The sequence below is a fragment of the Leclercia adecarboxylata genome (genome assembly GCF_023639785.1).
GTDB lineage: Bacteria > Pseudomonadota > Gammaproteobacteria > Enterobacterales > Enterobacteriaceae > Enterobacter > Enterobacter adecarboxylatus_D.
Genome location: NZ_CP098325.1, coordinates 2,077,785 through 2,103,109, shown reverse-complemented (window position 1 = coordinate 2,103,109; position 25,325 = coordinate 2,077,785). Strand labels below are relative to the sequence as shown.

The window sequence follows — 25,325 nt, the reverse complement described above, 5'->3', positions numbered from 1 at the left end:
TTATATACAACGCTGGCTATTAAAGATTTTTAGCGAAGAACGCGGCGAGTTTATCTACCGCCGGAGTGACATACTGCGGCTTGTCATACAGGTCGAAATGCGATGCGCCCGGAATAATCGTTAATTCCTTCGGCTGTCTGGCATTATCGTAGGCCTGCTGGCTAAATTTACGGGTTTCTGCTTTTTCGCCCGCAATTAATAATACCGGCCGGGGAGAAATATTCCCCATATGCTCCAGCGGATAATAGGCCATATGCAGCCCCGGGCTGGTCACGACATAGCGATTTCGGGCATTTGGATGCGCCCCCCGTGGGGTGAGATAATATTCCGTCGCTTCCCGCACGAAATTCGGTGTACTGGCATCAAGGCTATCACGCGCCGGGAGCAGCTGTTCAACCCTCAGCGGGGCGCCGGCGGCCTCTTTATTTAACTGGGCATCAACGCTTTGCAATAATGTGAGCCGGTCGGCAGCAGTGACCGGCGATCCCTCAATACCGTTACGGGTCGCATCCCCAATGTCGTAGGTCACGACCCCGGCGACCGCTTTTACCCGCAGATCGGTTTGCGCTTCGTGGAGGGTATACCCGCCGCCAGCACAGATGCCCAGCGTCCCGATGCGGGCGGCATCAACCTGCGGCAGACTGCTCAGGTAGCCAATCGCACTGCGAATATCCTGCACCCGGTCTGCCGGGTTTTCCAGGTCACGCGGCAAACCGCCGCTTTCACCGTAGTGAGATGCATCATAGGCCAGGGTAATAAATCCGCGCTTTGCCAGCTGCCGGGCGTAGAGACCCGAGGTCTGCTCTTTTACTCCGCCCCAGGGATGAGAAACCACGATAGCAGGATATTTTTTTGCGCTATCGTAATTCGGTGGCAGGTAAAGATTAGCCGCCATTTTGACATCGCCATTCTGAAACGATACTTTTTTCGCGTTCATGGTATTAATACCTTCAGCAACGGTGGTTGGCTGGGTTTGTTCAGCATATGCAGCGCTGGTAATAAGTAATGATGCCAGCAATAATGAAACTTTAGATAATGGCATGACGCCTCCTGACCGATATTGATATCAGTATGATTGATGTGTTGCGGTGATATTTATTGCAAACGACCAGCGTGATGGAATTATTCATCTGCGTCGTTTAATATATTTGGCACTCTTGTTTAATCGCGCCTGACGGAATTATTTTCTGCCCTCCGTCTTTGCCTGCTGATAAATATACATAAGGTTGTCCGCCCCGAACAGTGCGGCCCGTTTCTTGCATTTATAAACAGAATTCATTAATGTTTTTTAAATCTGACTTATCTCTGTGTCGCGTCTGCGTGAGGAAAAGATGGCTCGTGAGGGTTTCAGCGATTTATTAGCGCTTATTGCGGTGGCGCAAACCGGAAGTTTTACCCGGGCAGCGGCGCAACTGGGCGTTACGCAGCCAGCCCTCAGCGCCAGCATCCGCGGTCTGGAGGAGCGGCTCGGCGTACGTGTGCTGCTGCGTAGCACGCGTCGGGTAAGCCTGACCATGGCGGGGCAACATCTGGTGGACAGGATCGTTCCCGAATTTGACTACATCGAGAAAGAGCTCGAATCCCTGAACGATCTGCGGGACAAGCCGACCGGCACCCTGCGCATCACGGCCATTGACTACGCCATTCGCCAGGTATTGTGGCCTAAACTCTCCCCCTTTTTGCAGCAGTATCCGGATATCACCGTTGAGCTGATCAGCGAGTATGCCAGCGTCGATATAGCCGCCAGAGGCTATGACGCCGGGGTCAGATTTGGCATGGAGCTGGCGCAGGATATGATCTCCGTGCGTATCGGCCCGGATGTGAAGAATACGGTGGTCGGCTCGGCTGACTATTTTACGCGTTTTCCACTCCCCGGACGGCCAGAGGCACTCGACCAGCACAGATGCATTCGGCTGCGCACCTCTACCTATGGTGGCCTTTATGACTGGGAATTTACCGAGGGTCAGCGTGAGTTTGCCGTCAGGATTAGCGGCCCGATCATCTGTAACAACGCCTACGACATTCTTGAGGCCGCGAAAGCGGGATTGGGACTTGCCTACCTGCCGCAGGATATGGTTCAGCCCTGGCTGGATTCAGGGGAGCTGGTATCGGTACTCGAAGAGTGGTGTCCGCTCTGGCCGGGCCTGCATCTCTACTACCCTAACCGGCGCCAGCATTCCCGGGCCATGACGCTGATGGTTGAAGCGTTGCGTTTCCATGAAAATCAGGCATAACGGAGGCGGACTATGTCAGGCGAAATCTTCAGGGATATCGTGGCGTTTATCACTATCGCCCGGGAGCGCAGTTTTACCCGGGCTGCCGCTGAGCTGGGCGTTTCCCAGTCGGCGTTAAGCCATACCATCCGCAATCTTGAAGCGCGGCTGGGGCTACGCCTGCTGATCCGCACCACGCGCAGCGTCTCTCCTACTGAGGCGGGGCTACGCTTGCTCGAGCGGGTTTCTCCCCGCTTCGATGTGATTGCCAATGAACTGGCCTCCCTGAGCGAGCTGGGCAGCAAGATCGCCGGAACGGTCCGCATCACGGTTTCGGATTTCGCGTGGAACACGTTTGTCTGGCCGCGCCTTTCCACTGCTTTGCTTCACTATCCAGACGTAAAACTGGAGGTGTCGAACGATCCGGCCCTCACCGATATCGTTGCCGAGCGCTTTGACGCCGGTATCAGGCCAGGGGACAGGATCGGCAAAAATATGGCTTCGGTCCGGATCTCTCCCGAGTGGCGAAATGTCATTGTGGGCTCCCCGGATTATCTTTCCAGAAGACATCTGCCGCTCACGCCGGAGGATTTGGCCCGGCATGCCTACATCAATACCCGCTACTCCATGAAGGAGGGGATCAGCCCCTGGGAACTGAAAAAGGGCGACACACTGGAGGCTTTTCGTGTCGATGGCCCTTTGATCTTTAACTCGGTATATGCCGCGCTCGACGCCGCACTGGCGGGATATGGCCTGGCTTTTGTGCCGGAGAGCATCGCCCGCCCCTGGCTGGATAAGGGCCGTCTTCACTCAGTGCTTGATGAGTGGTGCCCGCTGCGCCAGGGCTTCCACATTTTCTACGCCAGCGAGCGACAACTGTTGCCAGCCCTGTCGATGATTATTGAGACGTTACGATATGAGCCTGGGGTCTGAGATTACGCCTCGGGCCAGAGCAACACCGCCCTGATGGGCGTCTATTCATTCAGGAATGACTCGACCGCGCTGGAGAACCGTTCTGGCTGATCGAGCATCACAAAGTGAAAACTGTCATCAATACGCGTGAAACGGACAACTTGCGCAGAGGCATAGGCTTGACGGTACATTGTATCCACGCTGGCTGCAGGTACCCCGAATAAAGGGTCCCAGGCATACAGGATCTCAACCGGCACTCGAATGCGGCCAAGCTCGGGACGCAGATCGGTAGTCATCAATTCATACATGGCATCCGCTACGGTTTTGCGATCGGAATTGATCCCCGCAGCCACCAGAGCAGGTCTCACCGCCTCGGTCTTCGCTAAACGGACGATGGAGGTATTCTGAAACTCTGCGACCTGCTCCGGCGACTGCGACAAGAGCCAATCCCGCATAGCCGTGGCATGGGGTGCCGCAGTTTCGCTGGTCGCAGCAGGGTCAATCATCAACGTATAGAACGGCAAAGCATCGACGATCATCAAGCGCCCCACCAGGTCGGGATGACGGGCTCCCAACATCAATGCGATTTCTCCTCCAAGAGAGTGACCAATAACCGCAGGGGCGTTGATGTGCTGAGTGCGGATGTATTCTGCGATGGCGTCAACTGCCGGAGCGACGACCTTCCCCTCCGGCCTGGAAATAGCTGGTGTATTCGCAAATCCCGCAAGCTCTATAAGATGAATGCGGTGGTTCATACGTAATCCTGATGCTAAACCGGCCCAAACTTCGCGAGACGACGCCAGCCCCGGAATCAATATGACATCCGTTCCTGAACCTTGCGTCTGCACAGAGATACGCTGCGCGTTCGGCTGTTCGGAAGGTACTGGAAGAGACTGCGCTGCGGACGCTGAGAATAAGACTGACATCAATAAAAAAGTCCCCTGGATCATTGTACGGAGAGTTGCGGTATGCATGAATTTTCCCTTTATGCGTTCCTTGTGGCGCCGACAGACTAACGCGATAAAGGCGGGAGGAACTACTACCCTATTTAGGGTTGACCTGCTCTTAAACACATTTAAAAAGGACATCTGCATCATGCTAAAAATCCTCGGCAAGACCACCTCCATCAACGTACGCAAAGTACTCTGGACCTGCGAAGAAGCGGGCCTGGACTATCTGCAGGAAGATTACGGCAGCGGCTTTGCCTCCACCCAAACCGATGAGTTTCGCCAGTTGAACCCGAACGCCATGGTGCCGGTGCTGATTGACGATGATTTCGTGCTGTGGGAATCCAACGCCATCTGCCGCTATCTGGTACGTAAAACCGGGCGCGACGACCTGCTTCCCGTTGAACCCCAGGCCTGCGCCAACGTTGAGCGCTGGATGGACTGGCAGGCATCAGAATTTAACAACGCCTGGCGATATGTGGTCCCCGCGCTGGGGCGCAAAGATCCTGATTTCAACGACCCGAATCGCATTGCCGCGGGAATTGAGGAGTGGAATCACTGCGTCGCCATCCTGGAACAGCAGCTGCAAAAAACCGGCGCCTGGGCGGCCGGAGAGACCTTTACCCTGGCGGACGTGGTGCTGGGATTGTCAGTGAACCGTTGGAAGATGACGCCCTTTGAACATCCGGAGATGCCCGCAATTGAAGCCTGGTTTGAACGCTTAAACCAGCGCCCGGCATTTTTACGCCACGGTAATAATGGCATGTTGTGAGCCTGGCGCGATGAGGTGAAATAATCCCTTTTTTATCACGGTTATTTTAATTAATTACATAATCCATATCCGCCTCCGGAGACTTAAGAATTAAGTACTATCCTGGACAATTCAGAAATTGGCTTTGCTAGCCTGATGATTCAGGCAAAGCGCAAACCGGAGGTATTCTTTGCTGATTAAACTGAAGAAAGAACGAACGCATCAGGAGGATCGTCGCCTTGCCCTCTGGCTCGCGACCTCCGCAGGATTGCTGAACGCCATTGCGCTGGGGGCATTCGGCTTTTTTCCTTCCCATATGACAGGCAATACCTCGCAATTTTCCAGCGAAGTCTCTTCAACGGATCTGAACGATATTATTTTCTTCGCGACAATTATTCTGTCGTTTGTGACCGGCGCAATTATTGCGCGAATTATCGTTATGTGGGGCATTATTCACAATGTCCGGCTCATTTTTTGCCAGGTGTTATTCATTGAAGGAATATTACTGACCGGCGTCTCCCTGTACGAATTGTTCTTTCATACGCTGACCACCAATCGTGAAATTATTGTTTTTCTCTGCGGCCTGATGGGGATCCATAATTCCACCTCCACGCAGCTCTCCGGCGGACGGGTAAGATCCACTCACATCACCGGCACCTTAACCGACGCAGGCATTTCACTGGCCTCCGTTGTGGTGGCGATGCTGCGCCGGGATTTCTCCAAAGATACGACAGCCCAAAGTAACCAGCTCAAAACCCATCTCACCACCCTTTTCTCGTTTATAAGCGGTGGCATTGCAGGGCTGATACTGTTCAGATGGTTTGGCTTTAGCGCGATGCTGGCCCTGGGGCTGATGCTGGTATTGGTGGCTGCCTTTTCTATTTTGAGTACCTCGCTACGCGTTCGAAAAGTTCGCGCTGTGCTGAGCAAATAAGAGACAGCACTTTTACATTAAGTGACGGTGTCACTTAATGCAACCGCCTTTAAGACTATTCTGTCTACCCCCTGACCAGGCCTTACCCCGTAAGGCTTAAGCCCGGGTTTCCGCAACTTTCATAGGGTTACGAATTTAGCCGCCTCGCTGGAACCCTTCCCGATCCCTTGCTATAGCTCAAATACCCCTGCCTAAACATGGCATAACAACAGGCAACCGGTGGTTGCTATAACGCATGCGCACAGGGAGACACACCGCAATGCATCCATTACTCAAACGCTCGCTGCTATTTGTCGGCGCCATTATCGTGGTTATCGCCCTCCTCGTCTGGGGGATCGGGCCTGAAACGATAAAAGCGCGTCAGGTCGATCTGGTCTATCTCGGGCAACAGCACCTGATTTTAGTCTTCTCGTCGATGTTCTTCGCGCTGCTGGTCGGTATTCCCAGCGGTATTATGCTGAGCCGCCCCGCTGCACGCGGCATCGCAGAATACGTCATGCAAATCTTTAACGTGGGCAACACCCTGCCACCGCTGGCGGTGCTGGCCCTGGCGATGGTGGTGATTGGTATCGGCGATACGCCAGCCATTATTGCCCTCTTCCTCGCCTCGCTGCTGCCCATTGTGCGTAACACTTACGCCGGGCTGTGCTCGGTTCCGTCTTCACTGCTGGAAGCGGCAAACGGCATCGGGATGACAAAATGGCAGCGTCTTCGCCAGGTGGAACTGCCTAACGCCTGGCCGGTGATGCTCTCCGGCATTCGCATCGCGACCGCCATCAACGTCGGTACCGCTCCGCTGGCCTTCCTGATTGGCGCCAGCAGCTACGGCGAACTGATTTTCCCCGGCATTTATCTGAACGACTTCCCGACGCTGATTCTGGGCGCGGCGGCCACCGCCCTGTTTGCCCTGATCCTGGATACGTTGCTGGCGGCGCTGGGCCGTCTGATGAGCCCGCATCTCGCGCGATAATTATAACAAGGAGCTTCTATGAGACTGTTTTCCGGCCTGGCGGCGCTCTGTACCGCCGCGCTCTTTACCAGCCAGGCGCTTGCTGCGCCCGTCACACTGGCGACCAAAAGTTTTACCGAGCAGCATATCCTGTCGGCCCTGACCGTGCAGTACCTGCAGAAGAAAGGCTTTCAGGTTCAGCCCAAAACAAACATCGCCACCGTGATCTCCCGTAACGCGATGATCAACAAGCAAATCGATATGACGTGGGAGTACACCGGCACATCGCTGATCATCTTTAACCACATCAATAAGCGCATGTCGCCGGAGGAGTCTTACGAGACGGTAAAACGCCTGGATGCGAAGCACGGTCTGGTATGGCTCAAACCCGCCAACATGAACAATACCTACGCCTTTGCCATGCAGCGTAAGCGCGCCGAAGCAGAGCACATCAACACCATGTCCGAGATGGTGGCGAAGATTGAGCAGGTGCGTAAAACCGATCCGGATAACAACTGGATGCTGGGCTTAGACCTGGAGTTTGCCGGGCGCAGCGACGGCATGAAGCCGCTGCAGGCCGCCTATCAAATGGAGCTGGATCGCCCGCAAATCCGTCAGATGGACCCGGGTCTGGTCTATAACGCGGTGCGAGACGGCTTTGTCGATGCGGGCCTTGTTTACACCACCGACGGGCGCGTAAAAGGCTTTGACCTGAAGGTGCTGGAAGATGACAAAGGCTTCTTCCCGAGCTACGCGGTGACGCCGGTGGTGCGTAAGGACACGCTGGAGGCGAACCCGGGCCTGGAAGAGGCGCTGAACACCCTCTCCGCCCAGCTTAATAACGACGTTATCACCGAGCTGAACAAGAAGGTGGATATCGATCATCAGTCACCGCAGCAGGTCGCCCGTGATTTCCTGCGTAGCAAGCAGCTGCTGTAAGGAGGCGCTATGGAAACCGTTCACTACATCATGGATAACTGGGGCTATCTGTTAAGCCTGACGCTGCAACATCTGTGGCTGGTCGCGCTGGCCGTGGGCCTGGCCATTATTATCGGCGTGCCGCTGGGCATTCTGATTGTGCGCCACAAATGGCTGGCCACGCCAGTGCTGGGGATTGCCACCCTGGTGCTGACCATTCCGTCCATTGCCCTGTTCGGCCTGATGATCCCGCTCTTTTCGCTGATCGGTCAGGGCATTGGCGCCCTGCCCGCAATTACGGCGGTGTTTCTTTACTCGCTGCTGCCGATTGTGCGTAACACCCATACCGCGCTGGACAGCCTGCCGCCCGGCCTGCGCGAAGCGGGTCGCGGTATCGGCATGACCTTCTGGCAGCGCCTGCGCTGGGTAGAGATTCCGATGGCGCTGCCGGTGATTTTCGGCGGCATCCGCACCGCCGTCGTCATGAATATCGGCGTGATGGCCATTGCCGCCGTCATCGGCGCGGGCGGACTGGGCCTGCTGCTGCTTAACGGCATTGGCGGAAGCGATATTCGTATGCTGATTGCGGGCGCGCTGATGATTTGTCTTTTAGCGATTGTGCTCGACTGGTTACTGCACCGTCTGCAGATCGTACTGACTCCAAAGGGGATTCGATAATGATAAAACTGGAAAACCTCACCAAACAATTTTCACAGAAGCAGGGCCAGACGTTTAAAGCCGTGGACAATGTTAACCTGAACGTACCTGAAGGGGAGATGTGCGTCCTGCTTGGTCCGTCGGGCTGCGGCAAAACTACCACCCTGAAGATGATTAACCGGCTGATTACCCCGAGCAGCGGCACCATCCAGATTAACGGCCAGGACACCACCGACATGGACACCGTGACCCTGCGCCGCAACATCGGCTACGTGATCCAGCAGATTGGTCTGTTCCCGAACATGACCATTGAAGAGAACATCACCGTGGTGCCGCGGATGCTGGGCTGGGATAAAGCCCGGTGCAAAACCCGCGCCGAGGAGCTGATGGATATGGTGGCGATGGATCCGCATAAATTCCTAAACCGCTATCCGCGCGAGATGTCCGGCGGCCAGCAGCAGCGTATCGGCGTTATCCGCGCCCTGGCGGCGGATCCTCCGGTTCTGCTCATGGATGAACCTTTCGGCGCAGTGGACCCGATTAACCGCGAGGTGATCCAGAACCAGTTCCTGGAGATGCAGCGTAAGCTGAAAAAGACGGTGATGCTGGTGAGCCATGACATCGACGAAGCCCTGAAGCTGGGGGATCGTATCGCCGTCTTCCGCCAGGGGAAAATTGTCCAGTGCGCCAGCCCGGACGAACTGCTGGCGAAACCGGCCAACGAGTTTGTCGGCTCCTTTGTCGGCCAGGACCGCACCCTGAAGCGTCTGCTGCTGGTATCGGCAGGCGACGTCACGGATCAGCAGCCTACCCTTACCGTGCGCCCGGCCACGCCGCTCAGCGAGGCGTTTGGCATCATGGATGAAAACGACATTCGCGCCGTTACCGTGGTGGATGAAAACGGCAAACCGCTGGGCTTTGTTAAGCGCCGCGAAGCGCGTAACGCCAGCGGCAGCTGCGCCGATATTCTGCATCCGTTCCGCATGACCGGTAAAGCCGAAGACAACCTGCGCGTGGTGCTCTCCCGCCTGTACGAGAGCAACACCAGCTGGATGCCGATTGTCGATGAGGAAGGCCGCTACAACGGCGAAATTTCTCAGGACTATATTGCGGAATACCTGAGCTCTGGCCGCACGCGCCGGGCGCTGAATATTCACAGCGAAAATTAATCTTAATAGCCGGGCATTGCCCGGCTCTTCGCATTGCTAAGCCCGCGTTTTCCCGCCAGAATATTGTATCTTTCCCGTTTACGCGTAGCCCATGCATCGACTTCATGCTTACCCTGATATCCGGGCCATGTTTCGCCGGTTACTGATTGCCAGCGTTACCGGCGTGCTGGCGGCGCTTGCCGTGGCCCTGTTTCGACATGCCCTGTATCTGCTGGAGTGGCTTTTTCTGAGTAACGACAGCGGCAGCCTGGTGAATGCCGCCAGCGGCCTTTCGCCCTGGCGACGCGCGCTGACGCCTGCTCTTGGCGGGCTGGCTGCCGGGCTGTTGCTCTGGGGATGGCAGCGAATGACCGCCCAGCGTCCCCATGCCCCCACCGACTATATGGAAGCGCTGGAGACGGGTGACGGGCAGTTTGACTATGCCGCCAGCCTGGTGAAATCCCTGGCGTCGCTACTGGTGGTCGCCAGCGGCAGCGCCATTGGCCGCGAAGGGGCGATGATCCTGCTGGCCGCCCTCGCCGCCTCTTTTTTTGCACAACGCTTTACGCCCAGAACCGAATGGAAGCTGTGGATCGCCTGCGGGGCCGCCGCCGGGATGGCCAGCGCCTATCACGCCCCGTTAGCCGGCAGCCTGTTTATCGCTGAGATCCTGTTTGGCACGCTGATGCTGGCGTCGCTGGGGCCGGTGGTCATTGCCGCCGTGGTGGCGCTGCTCACCACCCGCCTGCTTAGCCCTGGCGCGAACACTTTGTACGAAGTACACCTCAGCGAGACGCTGACCGCGATGGATTATTCATTGATTGTGGGAATGGGATTGCTGGCGGGCCTCTGCGGCCCGGGGCTGATGTGGCTCATGGCCTTCAGCCACTCTCTTTTTCTGCGCCTTAAGCTCTCTCCGCCATGGCAGCTGGCGCTGGGGGGACTCATCGTCGGGCTGCTGTCGCTGCTGACACCTAAAGTATGGGGCAATGGCTACAGCGTGCTGCAGGGGTTCCTGCTCGCGCCACCGCTGCTGTCGGTGATTGCGGGGGTATTCATCTGCAAGCTGCTGGCGGTGCTGGCCAGCAGCGGCTCTGGCGCGCCGGGCGGCGTGTTCACGCCAACGCTGTTTGTCGGCATGGCGACCGGGATGCTGTTCGCCCAGCTGTTTATGCTGTGGCTACCCGGTTCAGAAACGGCGATTTTGCTGGGACTGGCAGGGATGGCGACGCTGCTCGCCGCCACGACGCACGCGCCGATCATGTCGGCGCTGATGGTCTGTGAAATGACCGGGCAGTATTTCCTGTTGCCCGGCCTGTTGATTGCCTGCGTGGTGGCGTCGGTACTGTCGCGGACGTTACGCCACGACTCGATCTACGGAGAGCACGCTGCCGAAAGCAGAGAGATCGATATAGTGCGCTAGTTCGCGCTGTTCGGCGCGCGGCAGGTAGGGTAGTTCACCCACCAGCGGAGCGGGCAGCTTTTTGCCGAGCACCTCAATAATTTCGGCATAATGCGCCAGGCCCGGGTTGATGCGGTTTGCCACCCACCCCACCAGCGGCAGGCCGTCATTGGCGATGGCCTGCGCCGTCAGCAGGGCGTGATTGATACAGCCTTCCTGAATACCCACCACCATCAGCACCGGCAGTTGCTCCTGCACCACCCACTCTGAGAGCGGGCGCAAATCATTCATCAGACTGCGCCAGCCGCCGGTGCCTTCCACCACCACGTGATCGACTTTTTCGCACAGGCTGGCAAGGCCGTTCGACAACAGGGTGTAATTCACCAGCCCGCTGTGCGCCACGCTGCTCTCATCTTCGCTGAGGGCAATGGGATTAATGGCGTGATAAGGCAGGTCTAAAGAGGAGACGCTTTGTAGCACCAGCGCATCTTTATTGCGCAATCCTTCTGGCGTCTCTTTACTCCCTTTGGCTACCGGCTTGTACCCTGCAACACGCTTACCGCTGGCCATCATGGCTTGCAGCAAGGCGCGGGACACCACCGTCTTGCCGACAGAAGTATCAGTACCCGTTACAAAGAAACGCTTAAGCATCACTTACTCCACCGTTATGCTCTGAAAATATAAATGAAGGAAATAATTCAGTGGAGGGAGTCTAAGGCATGCGCTATCTGCCCGGTTTGAGATAGCGCAATTTTTGGTAAGACTGTAAAAAACAGTTAACCCTGCAACAAACGGATCAATAGTGAACCGTTATACATCGCATCTTTTACCAGCGCCGCCCCTGCCATGGTGCCCTGATTGGTGAACTGGGTGCTTTCAACCACAATGTGCCTGCTGTAGGCCGGTAATGACTGCTGGCGGATCGAGTCAGCGATCGCCGGGAAAAGAACGTCGGATGCCTGGCTCAGGGGCGAGCCAATCAGTATTTTTTGCGGGTTAAAGAGGTTAACCATGATGGCAATAATGCGCCCGACGTTAATGCCGACGCCGGTAATAATATCTTTTGCCAGCAGATCGCCCTGCTGCGCGGCCGCGCAAAGCGACTCCACCGTCAGGGGCTGGCCGTGCAGCGTCGAACTCATCGACTGACCGAGCCTGAGCTGGGCCAGCTCCAGCACGCTTTCGACGCTGGCGATGGTTTCCAGGCAGCCGTGGTTACCGCAGTAACAGCGCTTGCCATAGGGATCGACCTGGGTGTGGCCGATCTCCACCAGGCTGCTGCTGCCTGCGTGCAGCAGGCGGCCATCGGTGATCACCCCGGCCCCCACGTTGTGGTCGATCACCACCTGAATGACGTCCCGCGCGCCGCGAGAGGCGCCAAACAGCGCCTCGGCCATCGTCCAGGCGCTGATGTCATGCTGAATATAGACCGGGACGCCGGTGTGATTTCTCAGCACCTCACCGAGCGGCATCTCTTTGACGTCATCGTAAAACGGCATGCGGTGCACGATGCCATTTTCCGTATCAATGATTCCCGGCAACGTGATCGCGATGGCAGTAAGACGTTCCAGCTTCTGCTGATGATGAATAAAAAACCGATCGATAAGGGCTGTGATCCGCACTTCCAGCGGCTCGGCGGCTTTCAGTTCGAGCGGCAGCTTGTCTTCCACCACCAGCTTGCTGCTGAGATCGCGCAGCGCAAGGTAGATCTCACCGCGACTGATGCGCAACGAGAGGTAGTGCCAGGCTTCGGTTTCCACCACCAGCCCGACGGCCGGACGGCCACGGCTGCCCGGCTCCTGAATTTCTGTTTCCTGCACCAGATGCGCTTCAAGCATCTCACGCACAATCTTGGTGATACTGGCTGGCGCCAGTTGCGCAAGACGGGAAAGATCGATGCGCGAGACCGGCCCAAGCTGATCAATCAGGCGATACACTGCGCCCGCATTGGTCTGCTTAATCTGATCTATATGCCCTGGCTGACTATCAGCAACCACCACGTACTCCCTTATTTTCGCGCTTCGAAATAAACTGTGGGCTATGGTGAAGCACTTCTACAGTAATCGTCAAATTTTTACTTAGCCTTGTGATTTACAGCACATTTTTACCCGCTTTTTTTGCCGCTTAGCCCCCCGGAGAGGCGCTAATCAGGAGATCCTTAAATCGCTGTGCCGCTGCGCTGAGTTCATGATGTCGGGACCACACCAGCCACATCTCTGAAACCGCGTCCGGTTCAGCAATCGCCACCCAGCGCATTTCTTGCAGCTGAAGCCGCCTGAACGAGGCGGGCAGGATAGATACCCCGAGCCCTGCCGCCACCAGCCCGATAATGGTCATCGCCTCACCCACCTCCTGGGTAATGACCGGGTTTACTCCGTGGCGGCGCAGCAATCCCAGGATGTCGTCGTACAGGCCAGTGCCGACATGGGGGTCGAAAAAGACAAAGGGCTCCTGGGCCAGTTCCGTCACCGAGATTTCAGGCTTTGCCGCCAGGGGGTGGTCCCGATGGATCATCGCCAGCAGCGGTTCGCGCAGCACCCGTTGCCAGGACAGGGTATCCGGCAGTTGGGTATTACGCATCAGGCCGAGATCGAGCGAGCCTTCGCTGAGCGGGACGATCTGCTCGCGGGTATTCATCTCCCGGGTCTGTATATGCACATCCGGCGACAGGCGACGAAACGAGGACAGCGTGTGCGAGATAGCACTGATAAAGGGGGCGGAGGAGGTAAATCCGATGCGTAGCTCGCCGGTTTCACCCAGGTGCAGGCGCTCTGCCCGGGCTGCCGCCTCGTCTACCATGCTCAAAATCTGGCGGCTGTCGGCCAGAAACTGACGCCCTGCCGCCGTCAGCCCGACGCTGCGATTGGTTCGCGCCAGCAGGCGGGCCCCCACCTGCTGCTCCAGCGCCTGAACTTGCTGGCTCAGCGGCGGTTGCGAGATATTGAGCCGCGCCGCCGCGCGACCAAAATGCAGCTCTTCGGCGACAGCAACAAAATAGCGCAGATGACGCAGTTCGATATTCATATTTTTAACGTATCATTTGAGATTATTAATATATTAGACAGAATATTTACAATTTCCTACCCTGATCCTTGTGGTCATACCCGTCACCAGAAATCACGGGGATGTTGAAGCAAGGAATTTACGTGAGTCGTACAACAACGGCTGATATCGCCCCCGGCAATGATATCGATCTCTTACCGAACAACGCCTTACCGGCGCAGTTCATCAAGCGCGGCACCCGGCAGTTTATGCGCGTTACCCTGGCGCTCTTTTCCGCCGGTCTTGCCACCTTCGCCCTGCTCTATTGCGTGCAGCCCATCCTGCCGGTGCTATCCCATGAGTTTGGCGTCTCTCCGGCCAGCAGCAGTATTTCGCTGTCGATCTCGACCGGGATGCTGGCGGTCGGCCTGCTGTTTACCGGCCCGCTCTCGGACGCCATCGGGCGTAAACCGGTGATGGTCACCGCGCTGCTGCTGGCGTCGGTCTGTACCTTGCTGTCGACGATGATGACCAGCTGGCACGGGATTTTGATTATGCGCGCGCTGATCGGTCTTTCTCTTAGCGGCGTGGCGGCGGTAGGGATGACCTACCTCAGCGAGGAGATCCATCCCAGCGTCGTCGCCTTCTCAATGGGGCTCTACATCAGCGGCAACTCCATTGGCGGCATGAGCGGACGACTGCTGAGCGGCGTATTTACCGATTTATTTAGCTGGCGGATAGCCCTGGCGGCGATCGGCTGTTTTGCGCTGGCCTCCGCGCTGATGTTCTGGAAAATCCTGCCGGAATCGCGCCACTTTCGCCCCACCGCATTGCGGCCCAAAACGCTGCTGATTAACTTTCGCCTGCACTGGCGCGATAAAGGGCTGCCCCTGCTGTTTCTCACCGGTTTTCTGCTGATGGGCTCCTTTGTGACCCTGTTTAACTACATTGGCTACCGGCTGATGCTCTCGCCATGGCATCTGAGCCAGGCGCTGGTCGGCCTGTTGTCGGTGGCCTATCTGACCGGTACCTGGAGCTCCCCGAAAGCAGGGGCGATGACCACCCGCTTTGGACGCGGTCCGGTGATGCTGACCTCGACGGGGATTATGCTGGCCGGGGTAGTGTTGACCCTGTCCGGCAACCTGTGGGTGATTTTCGGCGGGATGCTGCTCTTCTCCGCGGGGTTCTTTGCCGCCCACTCCGTTGCCAGCAGCTGGATCGGCCCGCGGGCGCGCCGCGCAAAAGGCCAGGCCTCGTCGCTCTATCTCTTCAGCTACTATCTCGGCTCCAGCATCGCCGGGACGCTCGGCGGCGTATTCTGGCACCAGTACGGCTGGAACGGCGTGGGCGGGTTTATTGCATTAATGTTGTGTGTAGCGCTTATGGTGGGCAGAAGCCTTCACCGACGATTAAAATAAGCGTGTTAATAGAACGCTTTTCAGGCCCGGAATCATAAATCCTGCCGGGCCTTTATTAATGACACATTCATAAACCGCTTCGCCACGCAAAACACGTCTGTAATGCAACCTTTCAATGGCTGAATGAAAAATAACGATAACCATTTTGTAGCCTGGGTTTATATTCAGAAAAAAGCCCCTTCTGATGAAGTAAAGAGAAAGATATTATTGAATGTGCTTTAAAGCAAAAAAGCAAAGCAGAATTCATCATTAATTTAAATAGAAATGATGAATTCTATTTGCATCAGGAATTGCCATTCAATTTAATATGGACTGTAAAATGAAAAAAACGATTCTCGCTATTTTTGTTGCCGCGACGGCAGTGGTAGCGCTTCCCGCTATGGCTGCAGGAAACACAGCAAACCTTGTTATCCACGGAGAAGTCTTCGACGACTCAGAATCTTGTAACGTTACCCAGGCAGGCGCCCTGGTTAACAACACCATCATTCTTGATGATATTAAAGCGGACGTTCTCGAAGGACTGGCGGTAAATACCCCTTCCCTGGCGGCCGCTAAAGACGTTGTCTATAAAGTCGAAGATTGTAAGACGGGCGGCGCTAATTATTCGGGCAATCTGAATGTCAATATCAGCGGTGAAGCTCTCTCTGATATGCCCAATGTTCTGCTCAACCAGATCGCTTCAGGCGCTGCGCAGAATGCATCCGTCACATTAATCAATCGTGATAACAGCCGTATTAATTTTGACGGTTCTCATAGCCAGACTGTCGCTTATCAGTACGGCACTCCTACCTATCTGCGTTATAAAGCCACTTACGTGAGAACAGCCGCAAACGTCACCCCAGGTGAAGTTAAAGGCACCGCAGTAATGACTATTTCTTACTAATGTAATCCAGAGCCTGACATTGTCAGGCTCTTTTAAAGCATCGTTCACAATAGCGGTGAGATTGATATATGAAAAGTGCATGAATTGCGCCTCAATCAGGTTACACTCCCTGCAACACACTCACCTGAACGAGAACAATAACGATGCAGAAAAACGTTTCTTATCAGCAGCTCACCCGCACCTTCCAGCGTCTCTCCCGCTTCTCCCATCTCTCTTCCATCGCCAGCTGGGACATGTTCACCATGATGCCTCCCGGCGGCAGCGCCGCCAGAGGGGAAGCGCTGGCCGAGTTGAGCGTCCTGCAACACCAGATCCTGACGGACAAAAAAGTGGCCGACTGGCTACGCCAGGCCGAATGCGAAGATCTTAACGACGTCGAACAGGCTAACCTGCGCGAGATGGCCCGCCACTATCAGCAGGCCGCGCTGCTCCCTGAATCACTGGTGGAAGCGAAATCCCTGGCGGGCAGCCAGTGCGAGCACGCCTGGCGTACCCAGCGTCCGGCGAATGACTGGCAGGGTTTTTCCGCCAACCTGAAAGAGGTGGTGAAGCTGAGCCGGGAAGAGGCTCGCCTGCGTGCCGAAGCGAAAGGCTGCACCCCTTACGATGCGCTCCTGGATATTTTCGAACCGGATATGACCAGCGCCCGGCTGGACGGCCTGTTTGGCGATCTCAAAACCTGGCTGCCGGATCTGCTGGCGCAGGTGGTCGAGAAGCAGGCGCAGCAGTCCTTCGTGCCCCCTCAGGGCCCGTTCCCTACCGCTGTTCAGCGTGAGCTGGGGCTGCAGGCGATGAAAACCCTCGGGTTCGATTTTAACGCGGGGCGTCTGGACGTCAGCGCCCATCCGTTCTGCGGCGGCGTACCGGAAGACGTGCGCATCACCACCCGTTACGATGAAGATGAGCTGCTGAGCGCCCTGTTTGGCGTGATCCACGAAACCGGCCACGCGCGCTACGAACAGAACCTGCCCCGTAACTGGCTCGGTCAGCCCATCGCCCTTGCGCGCTCAACCGCCATCCACGAATCACAGAGCCTGTTCTTTGAAATGCAGCTCGGGCGCAGCAAAGCCTTCCTTAACCACCTGTTGCCTGCGGTCCAGGAACGTTTCGGTAGCCAGGCGGCGTTTACCCCGGATAATTTTGTCGCCTGGAACCAGCGGGTGAAGCCCGGCTATATCCGCGTGGATGCCGACGAGGTGAGCTATCCGGCGCACGTGGTTCTGCGCTATGAGATTGAGCGGGCGCTGATCAATGGCGATATCGAGGTGGAGGACATCCCGGCGCTGTGGGATGAGAAAATGCAGGCGTGGCTGGGGCTGTCGACAAAAGATAACTACCGCAACGGCTGTATGCAGGATATTCACTGGACCGATGGCGGCTTCGGTTACTTCCCGTCGTACACCCTGGGCGCCATGTACGCCGCACAGCTGTTCAGTGCCGCCAAAAATGCATTGCCTGGACTGGATAACGCCATCGCCGCCGGGGATTTCAGCGCCCTGTTCGACTGGCTGCGCCAGAACATCTGGCAGCACGGCAGCCGCTTCACCACCGCCCAGCTGATTGAGCAGGCGACCGGGGAAGATCTCAACAGCCGCTATTTCCGCGATCATCTGACCTCACGTTATCTGTAACCCATCACGCCGGGCTTCTGTCCGGCGTTGTACATACGGTTACACGCCGATACCAATCACTCACGGAAGCCCCGAATTTTCAGGGATATAGTTCTTTCAACGGCCCCGCAGTGGGGTTAAATGAAAAAACCAATTCGAGGGTAAGATGATGAAAAAAGTATTAGCTCTGGTTGTTGCCGCTGCTATGGGTCTCTCTTCTGCTGCATTCGCGGCTGACACTGTCGCTAAAACCGCTGCACCTGCTGCGACCGAAACCACCACCGCGGCGCCGGCAGCCAAAACTGTGCACCACAAAAAACACAAGAAAGCCGCTGTGCAGAAAGCGCAGGCTGCTAAAAAACACCACAAAAAAGCAGTGAAGAAAGAAGAGACCGCACCGGTCGCCCAGAAAGCGCAGGCTGCAAAAAAACATCATAAGAAAGCGGTGAAACACGACGCAGCCGCTCCAGCTGCACAACCGGCTGCATAAGCCCGCTTAGCTCAACGTGTCCGTCCGGGCACGTTGGTCATCCGGCGCTGTCCCGGCATGGTGGCAGCGCCGTTTTTTTATCCGGAGGGCGTTATGTTGCAGCGCTATCGGTTTGAGGTGATTCTCATCACGCTTATTTTATGCGCACTCGTCGCAGGTGTGTTTTACATTTCCTGATTGTAGCACGCTGATTTTACTCCCACTTTCGCGCTGTCCCGTCTATAGTTAATTACCAGGGTTCATATTTAATAATCATAATTATTCCCTTCAGAGTGTGATATGCGTAAATCTGTTGTGATTGTACTGGGAACGTTTTTTCTCTTTTCTGGATTTAGTCATGCGGACAATGGTGACGACGAGGCCGCGAACGCCAAAGAGGTACAAACCCTGTTTTTTGGGCATGACGATCGCACGCGTGTCGCCGATCCTTCCCGTGCGCCGTGGGACGCCATTGGTCAGCTGGAAACGGCCAGCGGAAACCTCTGTACTGCAACCCTCATTACTCCTCAGCTGGCGCTGACTGCCGGCCACTGTCTGCTGGTGCCGCCAAAAGGGAAACCGGATACCGCCGTTGCCCTGCGCTTCGTGTCGCAAAAAGGGAGCTGGCGCTATGAAATCCACGGCATTGAAGGCCGGGTTGATGCCTCATTAGGCCGACGGCTGAAAGCCGACGGCGATGGCTGGATCGTTCCGCCTTCTGCCGCGTCCTGGGATTTTGGCCTGGTGGTGTTGCGCAATCCGCCGTCGGGCATCACGCCGCTGCCGCTGTTTGCCGGCACGAAAGAAGAGCTGACTGCCGCCCTGAAAGAGGCCGATCGCAAGGTGAGCCAGGCGGGCTACCCCGAAGATCATCTGGATGTGCTCTTTACCCATAAGGACTGCATTGTCACCGGCTGGGCGCAAAACAGCGTCCTGTCCCATCAGTGCGATACCCTGCCCGGCGACAGCGGTTCGCCCCTGATGCTGAAAACCGCCGCGGGCTGGCAGCTTATTGGCGTTCAAAGCTCAGCCCCGGCGGCGAAAGATCGCTGGCGGGCCGATAACCGCGCCCTGGCGATCACCGGTTTTCGTGACAAACTGGCCGAACTGGCCCAGCAGTGAATCAGCACTGGCGCTGCTGGCGTAGCGCCATAATCGCCTCTATCGGCAATGGCTGGCTGTACCAGTAACCCTGAAGCTGATCGCAGCCCGCCAGTCGCAGCAGCTTCATCTGTTTTTCGTTCTCCACGCCTTCAGCCACCACCTTCATTCCCAGCGCGCTGGCAATGCGCACCGTACCGCTCACCAGCGCCGAGGCCTGTTCGTCGTGATCCACCAGCCCGGCCAGCGATTTATCGATCTTGATGGTATTGAAGTTAAAGCGGCGCAGATAGCCAATGCTGGAGTAGCCGGTGCCAAAATCGTCCAGCGCCACCGCAATGCCCTGCGCCTTGAGATTATTGATAGCTGAACGGGCGCGCTCCGGGTTTTCCAGCACATAGGTTTCCGTTACTTCCAGCTGCAGGCGCGTGGCGGGGAAATGGCTTAGCGCCAGCGCCCCCTCCACTTTGGCTTCAAATTCAGGATCACGAAACTGCGCCGGGGAGATATTCACCGACAGCTTCAGGTCGGTGCAGGGCTCCAGATCCTGACAGGCCCGGCTGAGGACAAACTGCCCCAGGGCGTAAATCAGCCCGCTGGTTTCGGCGACGGTGATAAACTCATCCGGCGGCAGCGGCCCTTCCGGTCGACGCGGCCAGCGCACCAGCGCCTCCACGCCGTCCATTTTCTGGCTGCGGGCATCAATGATCGGCTGATACCAGACATCAAACTCGTTATGCTCCAGACCATGACGGATCTGCCCTTCAAGGGCCATCCGACGCTCACGCGCGTTGTTCAGTTCGGCATCATAGTGTGTGACCCGCCCTTTACCGGTGATTTTGGAGTGGTACATGGCGATATCGGCCCGGCGAAACAGTTCGTTGCTGGTGCACTCCACCAGCGTGCAGCTGGCGATGCCAATACTGGCGCCAATATGGATGGAGCGCTCGCCAACGATAATCGGCGAATGAAGGTAATCCAGAACAAAACCTGCAAATGCCGAGGCCAGCGCTTCGGCGTTGTCACCGCCGATGGTCATGGCGAACTCATCCCCGCCCATCCGGGCCAGCATGCCGTCTTTGGGAACATTGTCGCGCAGCGCACCCGCGATAGTGACAATCAGCTCGTCGCCCACCTCATGGCCGTAGATATCATTGACGTCCTTAAAGCCATCGAGATCGATAAACACTACGCTTTTGGGATCGGTATCACCGCGCTGGCTTACCCGCTCCAGCTCTTCGATTAGCGCCCGGCGGTTGGGCAAATGGCTGAGCCAGTCGGTTCGCGCCACCGAACGTGCCAGCGTCTCTCCGCGCGCCAGTTTATACAGCCCTACGCAGCTGAAGAGGATAAACAGTAAAATCAGCGCCGCGGTGAGCAACACAATCTGGGTGATATCCAGAGATGCCGCTTTCGCCGCAGCCGCCCCCGGCAGACGCGGTTGCCACGACAGATACCCCAGCACTTCCCCTGAGGAGCTGTTTAGCGGGACGCTGACGTCGCTGACCCGTTCCGGCGTAAACGTCAGGGCGTCGATCTGAAACGTATCTCCGAGGTCCTGCAGGATTTGCGGGTTGATATGACGGGTGATCACCAGATAGCGGCGGGTACTGTCTCCCACCTGCAGGCTGCCAATCGTCGGGCGGATCAGGCCCACGCCAACAAAAGCGATACCCGCCCGGGTGCGGGTGATCCCGGCATAGATATTCTTATCCGATCGCAGGGAGTGGGTGTGCATCAGGATCAGCGACTTTAAGCCGTCACCAAAGAAGTCGAGGTTTTTCTCCGTGAACGGCTGGCTTTTGAACGAACCCCACAGCACCCGAAACCGCTCGTCGAGCACAAAGGTGCCGTCATAAAGATTATTGACCTTATAGCCCGCTCCCCAGGTGTTATAGAGCCAGTCGATGTCGAGCGCCGGGCGGTAAGCCTCACGCACCGCGTCATCCCAGACGGCATTATCAATAACCAGCGACCAGACCCGGTTTACCGAGGTCTGGACCGCGCCCTGCACCGAGAGTGCCGTGCGCTGTTCGTCGATTTCGTTGGCTTTGGTACTGATGAGGTTGAGGGAGAGGTATAACAGGGCGACAACGGAGAAGATTAAACCGACCCCTGCCATGAAGATCATAACAAACAAGGTCCTGGCAGAAGGAATTTTACGCCAGCTTAAAGGGTTACGCATTCATTCACCGTCCTTTTTTATGCCTCAGTCTAAGCGTAATACAGGACATGAATTTCGCTGCCTGTAATGACAGGCAGCGACGTTATCAGGCCAGTTTTATCATGATCATTCCGGCGAGCAGCAGAAGCAGCCCCATCCAACCTTTATGGTTCAACCGTTGACCAAACAGGATCCAGCCCGCAGCAAGCGTTGCCGCGATACCAAACCCGCTCCACAGGGCATACGCAACCGAGAGATCGATGCCTTTTACCGCCTGAGACAGGGCGCTGAACGCGCCGAGAACGGCGGCGATGGAGAGCAGACCATAGGTTTTGCGGCGAAAACCGTCGGAAAATTTCAGCAGAACGTTGGCGGCGATCTCCAGCACGATGGCAAAACCTAACCAGGCAGCATGCACCCACTCAAACTGTTGCATGGGGCACCTCCGCACGCGGTTTCGCCGGTTTGCGCGTTCCGGATTTGATTAATATTATCCCCGCCACCAGCGTCGTCAGGCCGGCAATTTTCATGGCTGAAAGCGACTCATCGAACAGCATAACGCTGAACAGGGTAATTAAAAGAATACCAATGCCTTCCCATAACGCGTACGCCACGCCCAGTGCGATTTTTTTAACCGCAAAACTGAGGAAAATATAGGACAGCGCAATCATCGACAGCATTAAAATATAGCCGCTGTGGCTGCCCGTGACGCTGGCCCATTTCATGGAAAGGGTGCCGGTTATTTCAGCGAGAATAGCCAGGGCTAAGAGGATCCAGTAAAACATGTTTTTCTCCTGCTTGAGAATATAATCCTTCGCGGCTCGCCATTAGCGGCAGCCGGGTAAAAAAATATGACAGATTAGCCGGACGCGATGCGCCAGCTCAGGCAGAGAGAGGGTCTACAGCGCGTTGCGCCAGTGTTGCTCGCCAGACAGCAGGCAAAAAGAGGAGTACAGAGCGGGACTGAGATTTGATAAAACGGTGCTGAACAGATTGTCCATAAAATTACAATTATCTGCGGTGTTGCTTCTCGTCAGTGCAGATGAAAATTGTCTCCGGTAGTTAAACACAGCTGATTTTTACCATAAGCCAGGATTTTACTCAAAGCCTTTTCATTTCTTTACCCTCTCTGTTTGTTTTTGGTTAATTTATTAAAGGGGCGGCGCCGTTAGAATAAATAAAAAAGGACAGCAGCAGGAGCCAGCATGGCAAAGCCCATTATTACTCTCAGCGGATTAAAAATAGTCATCATGCTTGGCATGCTGGTGATTGTACTGACCGGGGTCCGCTTCGCGGCGGATATTATTGTGCCCTTTATCCTGGCGCTGTTTATCGCCGTGATACTTCAGCCCGTTGTGCGGCGTCTGATGCGCCTGCGCCTGCCGCGGGTGTTGGCAATCACGCTGCCGATCGTGCTTATCGTGGTGCTGATGGCGTTACTGGTGGCCTATCTTGGCACCTCGCTGAATGAACTGGCCCGCACCCTGCCGCACTATCGCACCTCGCTGGCCGTTCCGCTGCTGCATCTGGAGCCCTGGCTGCAGCGGGCCGGGATTGAAGTGTCGATGGAAGAGTTGCTGAGGTATATCGATCCCAATGCCGCCATGACCCTCGTGACCGCCCTGCTGTCACAGCTCTCCAGCGCCATGACCTCTATCTTTTTACTGCTGCTGACCGTGGTGTTTATGCTGCTGGAGGTGCCGCAGCTACCGGCCAAGCTGCAGCCCCTGATGACCCGCCCGGTTGAAGGCATGGCCGCCATTCAGCGCGCGCTCGACAGCGTGTCGCACTATCTGGTGCTGAAAACCGCCATCAGTCTGGTAACCGGGCTGGTGGTCTGGGGGATGCTGACGGTGCTGGAGGTGCGGTTTGCCTTTGTCTGGGCGCTGCTGGCCTTTGCCCTGAACTATATTCCCAATATCGGCTCGGTGCTGGCCGCCATCCCGCCCATTGCCCAGATGCTGGTATTCAGCGGCTTTTATGCTGCGCTGGTGCTGCTGGCTGGCTATCTGTTAGTGAATCTGATTTTCGGCAACATCCTTGAGCCCCGTTTAATGGGTCGCGGGCTGGGCCTCTCCACGCTGGTGGTCTTTTTGTCGCTGATTTTCTGGGGCTGGCTGCTGGGGCCGGTGGGGATGCTGCTCTCGGTTCCCCTGACAATTATCGTTAAGATTGCGCTGGAGCAAACCGAGGGCGGCAAAAGCATTGCGTTGCTGCTCAGTGATATGAGCCATTCCCGTTAGCGGTTATTCAAAAACCAGCACCGGCTTGCTGGTTCGTCCCGCCTGCCGGTAGCGGGCAAGGGCCGACGGCCAGTCGGCGAACGGCATTAACGTGGCGTCACTGTACTGGCTGGCGGCAAGCAATGGCCAGATCCCGGCAAAAGCCGCCTGCCACGCCTGCGGATTGAGCCGCTCAAAATAGTTACGGATATGGAACCAGTGCAGGGATGGAAAGTGACGCTGTAACGAAAAGGGTTGGCCGGAGAGCAATCCATAGCAGATAAACGCCGCGCTTTTATCCATCGCGCCCAGGATTGTCTGCGCCAGCTCACCGCCGGTGGCGTCGAAAACCAGATCGCTCTCCGCCGCAATGGCGCGTACGCTGTCGCTGTCCTGTTGGGCAATGGGTTCGATCCCCATCCCCCTCAGCCGCTCTGCATGGATCGCTGAACGATGAATACCATACACCGCCGTGGCCCCCTGCCGTCGTGCCCACTGCCCAAGCAGAATGCCGCAGTCCGATCCGGCGGCGGTCAGCAGCACCCGTTTACCCTGAACGGGGTAAAGGCTGAGCATCAGCCAGGCCGCCATCGGGTTGATAAACGCTCGCGCCGCCAGGGATGTGGCAAGAGTATCGGGCACCGGGATTGCCAGTGCCGCCGGGCAATCCACACACTGCTGCCAGGTGCCTTCCCCACGCAGGGGCAACACCCGTTGACCCACCAGAGCCGCGGCGCTGGGCGGGGCGGCAATCACGCGCCCCACCCCCTCGTATCCGGCGATGGCCGGTAACCTGATGCGATGCCGGTAAGCACCGGTAATGGGGATCAAATCCGAGGCGTTAACGGGGGCCATCAGCATCTGCACCCGAAGTTCTCCCGGATGCAGCGGGGCTTTTAGCGCCGTCTCCCGCTGCAGAACAGCCTCGGGCTCACCAAACTGGCGGTAATATAACGCGGTGTTTTCCATACGCTTCAGGACTTAGCGGCTGCGTTTGGCGTGACGCTCAAAGTTTTCCTGCTTCGCTTCGCCGGATTTACGCAGCGCAACGTAGCAGGCGCCGCTCCCGCCGTGGTGCGGTTGGGCCACGCAATACGCCTGCACCGCATCGAACTCGGTCAGCCAGCGCGCCAGATAACTGCGTACGATGTTGGCATGAGAGTTATCATCGCGGCCTTTACCGTGAATGATGATCAGGTTACGCAGGCCGTCGCGCTCCGCCTGGCGGATAAAGGTATACAGCTGCTGGCGGCACTGCTCAACGGTCTGGCGAAGCAGGGTCAGGCTCGCCTGGCGCGGGTATTTTCCCGAACGCAGTTTGTCCGTGACGCCCTGCTGTACCCCTTCACGCTGGAAAGCCAGCGGCTCGGCCAGAGGGATGACGTCCAGAAAACCGGTCGTCAGAAAGTTATCGAGCTGGCTGGTATCCACAGGCTGGCGGGTGCGCGTGGTGCGGGCGGGTTGCCAGTGGACATCAGTACAGCGCTTGAGAGGCTGGACCTCTCCCATCGCATCAAGAAAAAGCGATTTATCGTCTGGTTTCATGGCATCCTCCTGCTTAGCTGACAGGCTACTATACCTGCGCCCAACATCTGGCTCAATGCACCGTGGTCCTGACGGACAGGGTTCCTGCCCATCGTTTAAA

Annotated in this window: 26 protein-coding genes; 15 read left to right on the top strand and 11 right to left on the bottom strand. The window is 56.7% G+C overall.

Translation table 11 applies throughout. The features are described 5' to 3' along the window. Positions 1 to 19: 19 nt before the first annotated feature. On the bottom strand, positions 20 to 1,042 hold the full coding sequence (locus NB069_RS10050; RefSeq protein ID WP_250589209.1) for an alpha/beta hydrolase: 1,023 nt from the start codon (positions 1,040 to 1,042) through the stop codon (positions 20 to 22). 289 nt (positions 1,043 to 1,331) lie between these two features. On the opposite strand from NB069_RS10050, the gene NB069_RS10045 reads away from it, so the two are divergent. Together NB069_RS10045 and NB069_RS10040 are read left to right on the top strand one after the other, a co-directional pair. Continuing rightward, positions 1,332 to 2,234: a LysR family transcriptional regulator gene (locus tag NB069_RS10045; RefSeq protein WP_250589208.1), complete on the top strand. Its 903-nt coding sequence runs from the start codon at positions 1,332 to 1,334 to the stop codon at positions 2,232 to 2,234. A gap of 12 nt (positions 2,235 to 2,246) precedes the next feature. Then, positions 2,247 to 3,146 carry a LysR family transcriptional regulator gene (locus tag NB069_RS10040; RefSeq protein WP_250589207.1) on the top strand — a complete coding sequence of 300 codons (900 nt, stop codon included), beginning with the start codon at positions 2,247 to 2,249 and terminating at the stop codon, positions 3,144 to 3,146. 41 nt (positions 3,147 to 3,187) lie between these two features. Here NB069_RS10040 and NB069_RS10035 read toward each other — a convergent pair whose 3' ends face one another. Beyond that, on the bottom strand, positions 3,188 to 4,099 hold the full coding sequence (locus NB069_RS10035; RefSeq protein ID WP_250589486.1) for an alpha/beta fold hydrolase: 912 nt from the start codon (positions 4,097 to 4,099) through the stop codon (positions 3,188 to 3,190). Between the two features lie 121 nt (positions 4,100 to 4,220). On the opposite strand from NB069_RS10035, the gene NB069_RS10030 reads away from it, so the two are divergent. The 7 genes from NB069_RS10030 to clcB all read left to right on the top strand — a co-directional run bounded on the left by NB069_RS10030 (position 4,221) and on the right by clcB (position 10,852). After that, entirely contained in the window at positions 4,221 to 4,844 is a 624-nt protein-coding gene (locus NB069_RS10030) for a glutathione S-transferase family protein (protein WP_250589206.1), read from the top strand. 169 nt (positions 4,845 to 5,013) lie between these two features. Beyond that, positions 5,014 to 5,757 carry a YoaK family protein gene (locus tag NB069_RS10025; RefSeq protein ID WP_250589205.1) on the top strand — a complete coding sequence of 248 codons (744 nt, stop codon included), beginning with the start codon at positions 5,014 to 5,016 and terminating at the stop codon, positions 5,755 to 5,757. A gap of 259 nt (positions 5,758 to 6,016) precedes the next feature. Next, on the top strand, positions 6,017 to 6,727 hold the full coding sequence (gene osmY / locus NB069_RS10020) for an osmoprotectant ABC transporter permease OsmY (protein WP_250589204.1): 711 nt from the start codon (positions 6,017 to 6,019) through the stop codon (positions 6,725 to 6,727). A gap of 18 nt (positions 6,728 to 6,745) precedes the next feature. Then, positions 6,746 to 7,645, top strand: coding sequence for an osmoprotectant ABC transporter substrate-binding protein OsmX (gene osmX, locus NB069_RS10015; protein WP_250589203.1), 900 nt, complete (start codon positions 6,746 to 6,748; stop codon positions 7,643 to 7,645). Between the two features lie 9 nt (positions 7,646 to 7,654). Then, positions 7,655 to 8,302, top strand: coding sequence for an osmoprotectant ABC transporter permease OsmW (gene osmW / locus NB069_RS10010; RefSeq protein ID WP_250589202.1), 648 nt, complete (start codon positions 7,655 to 7,657; stop codon positions 8,300 to 8,302). Then, entirely contained in the window at positions 8,302 to 9,450 is a 1,149-nt protein-coding gene (gene osmV / locus NB069_RS10005; protein WP_250589201.1) for an osmoprotectant ABC transporter ATP-binding protein OsmV, read from the top strand. Before osmW ends, osmV begins: the two co-directional genes overlap by 1 nt. Before the next feature lie 91 nt (positions 9,451 to 9,541). Next, positions 9,542 to 10,852 carry a voltage-gated ClC-type chloride channel ClcB gene (clcB, locus tag NB069_RS10000; protein WP_250589200.1) on the top strand — a complete coding sequence of 437 codons (1,311 nt, stop codon included), beginning with the start codon at positions 9,542 to 9,544 and terminating at the stop codon, positions 10,850 to 10,852. Here the strand turns inward: clcB and bioD are convergent. From bioD to NB069_RS09985, 3 genes are all read right to left on the bottom strand, one after another. Beyond that, on the bottom strand, positions 10,787 to 11,482 hold the full coding sequence (gene bioD / locus NB069_RS09995; protein WP_250589199.1) for a dethiobiotin synthase: 696 nt from the start codon (positions 11,480 to 11,482) through the stop codon (positions 10,787 to 10,789). The genes clcB and bioD overlap by 66 nt on opposite strands. A gap of 125 nt (positions 11,483 to 11,607) precedes the next feature. Then, the gene (mlc, locus tag NB069_RS09990) at positions 11,608 to 12,828 is read right to left on the bottom strand and encodes a sugar metabolism global transcriptional regulator Mlc (protein WP_250589198.1); all 1,221 of its coding nucleotides are present in this window, start codon (positions 12,826 to 12,828) and stop codon (positions 11,608 to 11,610) included. Positions 12,829 to 12,955: 127 nt separating this feature from the next. Continuing rightward, the gene (locus NB069_RS09985) at positions 12,956 to 13,855 is read right to left on the bottom strand and encodes a LysR family transcriptional regulator (protein WP_250589197.1); all 900 of its coding nucleotides are present in this window, start codon (positions 13,853 to 13,855) and stop codon (positions 12,956 to 12,958) included. A gap of 122 nt (positions 13,856 to 13,977) precedes the next feature. Here NB069_RS09985 and NB069_RS09980 point away from each other — a divergent pair, with 122 nt between their 5' ends. The 5 genes from NB069_RS09980 to NB069_RS09960 all read left to right on the top strand — a co-directional run bounded on the left by NB069_RS09980 (position 13,978) and on the right by NB069_RS09960 (position 19,315). Beyond that, positions 13,978 to 15,231 carry an MFS transporter gene (locus NB069_RS09980; RefSeq protein WP_250589196.1) on the top strand — a complete coding sequence of 418 codons (1,254 nt, stop codon included), beginning with the start codon at positions 13,978 to 13,980 and terminating at the stop codon, positions 15,229 to 15,231. Positions 15,232 to 15,550: 319 nt separating this feature from the next. Continuing rightward, positions 15,551 to 16,114 carry a fimbrial protein gene (locus NB069_RS09975; RefSeq protein WP_250589195.1) on the top strand — a complete coding sequence of 188 codons (564 nt, stop codon included), beginning with the start codon at positions 15,551 to 15,553 and terminating at the stop codon, positions 16,112 to 16,114. Between the two features lie 143 nt (positions 16,115 to 16,257). Beyond that, positions 16,258 to 17,745 (top strand): carboxypeptidase M32, encoded by a 1,488-nt coding sequence (locus NB069_RS09970; protein WP_250589194.1) that lies wholly within the window; start codon positions 16,258 to 16,260, stop codon positions 17,743 to 17,745. Between the two features lie 148 nt (positions 17,746 to 17,893). Beyond that, entirely contained in the window at positions 17,894 to 18,214 is a 321-nt protein-coding gene (asr, locus tag NB069_RS09965) for an acid resistance repetitive basic protein Asr (RefSeq protein ID WP_250589193.1), read from the top strand. A gap of 279 nt (positions 18,215 to 18,493) precedes the next feature. Then, positions 18,494 to 19,315 (top strand): trypsin-like serine peptidase, encoded by an 822-nt coding sequence (locus NB069_RS09960; protein WP_250589192.1) that lies wholly within the window; start codon positions 18,494 to 18,496, stop codon positions 19,313 to 19,315. A gap of 1 nt (position 19,316) precedes the next feature. Here NB069_RS09960 and NB069_RS09955 read toward each other — a convergent pair whose 3' ends face one another. The 4 genes from NB069_RS09955 to NB069_RS22615 all read right to left on the bottom strand — a co-directional run bounded on the left by NB069_RS09955 (position 19,317) and on the right by NB069_RS22615 (position 22,528). Continuing rightward, the gene (locus NB069_RS09955) at positions 19,317 to 21,479 is read right to left on the bottom strand and encodes a bifunctional diguanylate cyclase/phosphodiesterase (protein ID WP_250589191.1); all 2,163 of its coding nucleotides are present in this window, start codon (positions 21,477 to 21,479) and stop codon (positions 19,317 to 19,319) included. An 85-nt stretch (positions 21,480 to 21,564) separates the two neighbouring features. Further along, positions 21,565 to 21,894 carry a multidrug/spermidine efflux SMR transporter subunit MdtI gene (mdtI, locus tag NB069_RS09950; protein ID WP_250589190.1) on the bottom strand — a complete coding sequence of 110 codons (330 nt, stop codon included), beginning with the start codon at positions 21,892 to 21,894 and terminating at the stop codon, positions 21,565 to 21,567. Next, positions 21,881 to 22,243 carry a multidrug/spermidine efflux SMR transporter subunit MdtJ gene (gene mdtJ, locus NB069_RS09945; RefSeq protein WP_250589189.1) on the bottom strand — a complete coding sequence of 121 codons (363 nt, stop codon included), beginning with the start codon at positions 22,241 to 22,243 and terminating at the stop codon, positions 21,881 to 21,883. Before mdtJ ends, mdtI begins: the two co-directional genes overlap by 14 nt. Before the next feature lie 114 nt (positions 22,244 to 22,357). Further along, positions 22,358 to 22,528: a protein YdgV gene (locus tag NB069_RS22615; RefSeq protein ID WP_434543611.1), complete on the bottom strand. Its 171-nt coding sequence runs from the start codon at positions 22,526 to 22,528 to the stop codon at positions 22,358 to 22,360. 135 nt (positions 22,529 to 22,663) lie between these two features. On the opposite strand from NB069_RS22615, the gene NB069_RS09940 reads away from it, so the two are divergent. Continuing rightward, positions 22,664 to 23,701, top strand: a complete 1,038-nt coding sequence (locus tag NB069_RS09940) for an AI-2E family transporter (RefSeq protein WP_250589188.1) — start codon at positions 22,664 to 22,666, stop codon at positions 23,699 to 23,701. A gap of 3 nt (positions 23,702 to 23,704) precedes the next feature. Here the strand turns inward: NB069_RS09940 and NB069_RS09935 are convergent, their stop codons facing one another. Next, on the bottom strand, positions 23,705 to 24,649 hold the full coding sequence (locus NB069_RS09935; protein ID WP_250589187.1) for a zinc-dependent alcohol dehydrogenase family protein: 945 nt from the start codon (positions 24,647 to 24,649) through the stop codon (positions 23,705 to 23,707). Positions 24,650 to 24,661: 12 nt separating this feature from the next. Then, the gene (gene smrA / locus NB069_RS09930; RefSeq protein ID WP_250589186.1) at positions 24,662 to 25,225 is read right to left on the bottom strand and encodes a DNA endonuclease SmrA; all 564 of its coding nucleotides are present in this window, start codon (positions 25,223 to 25,225) and stop codon (positions 24,662 to 24,664) included. Positions 25,226 to 25,325: the final 100 nt, after the last annotated feature.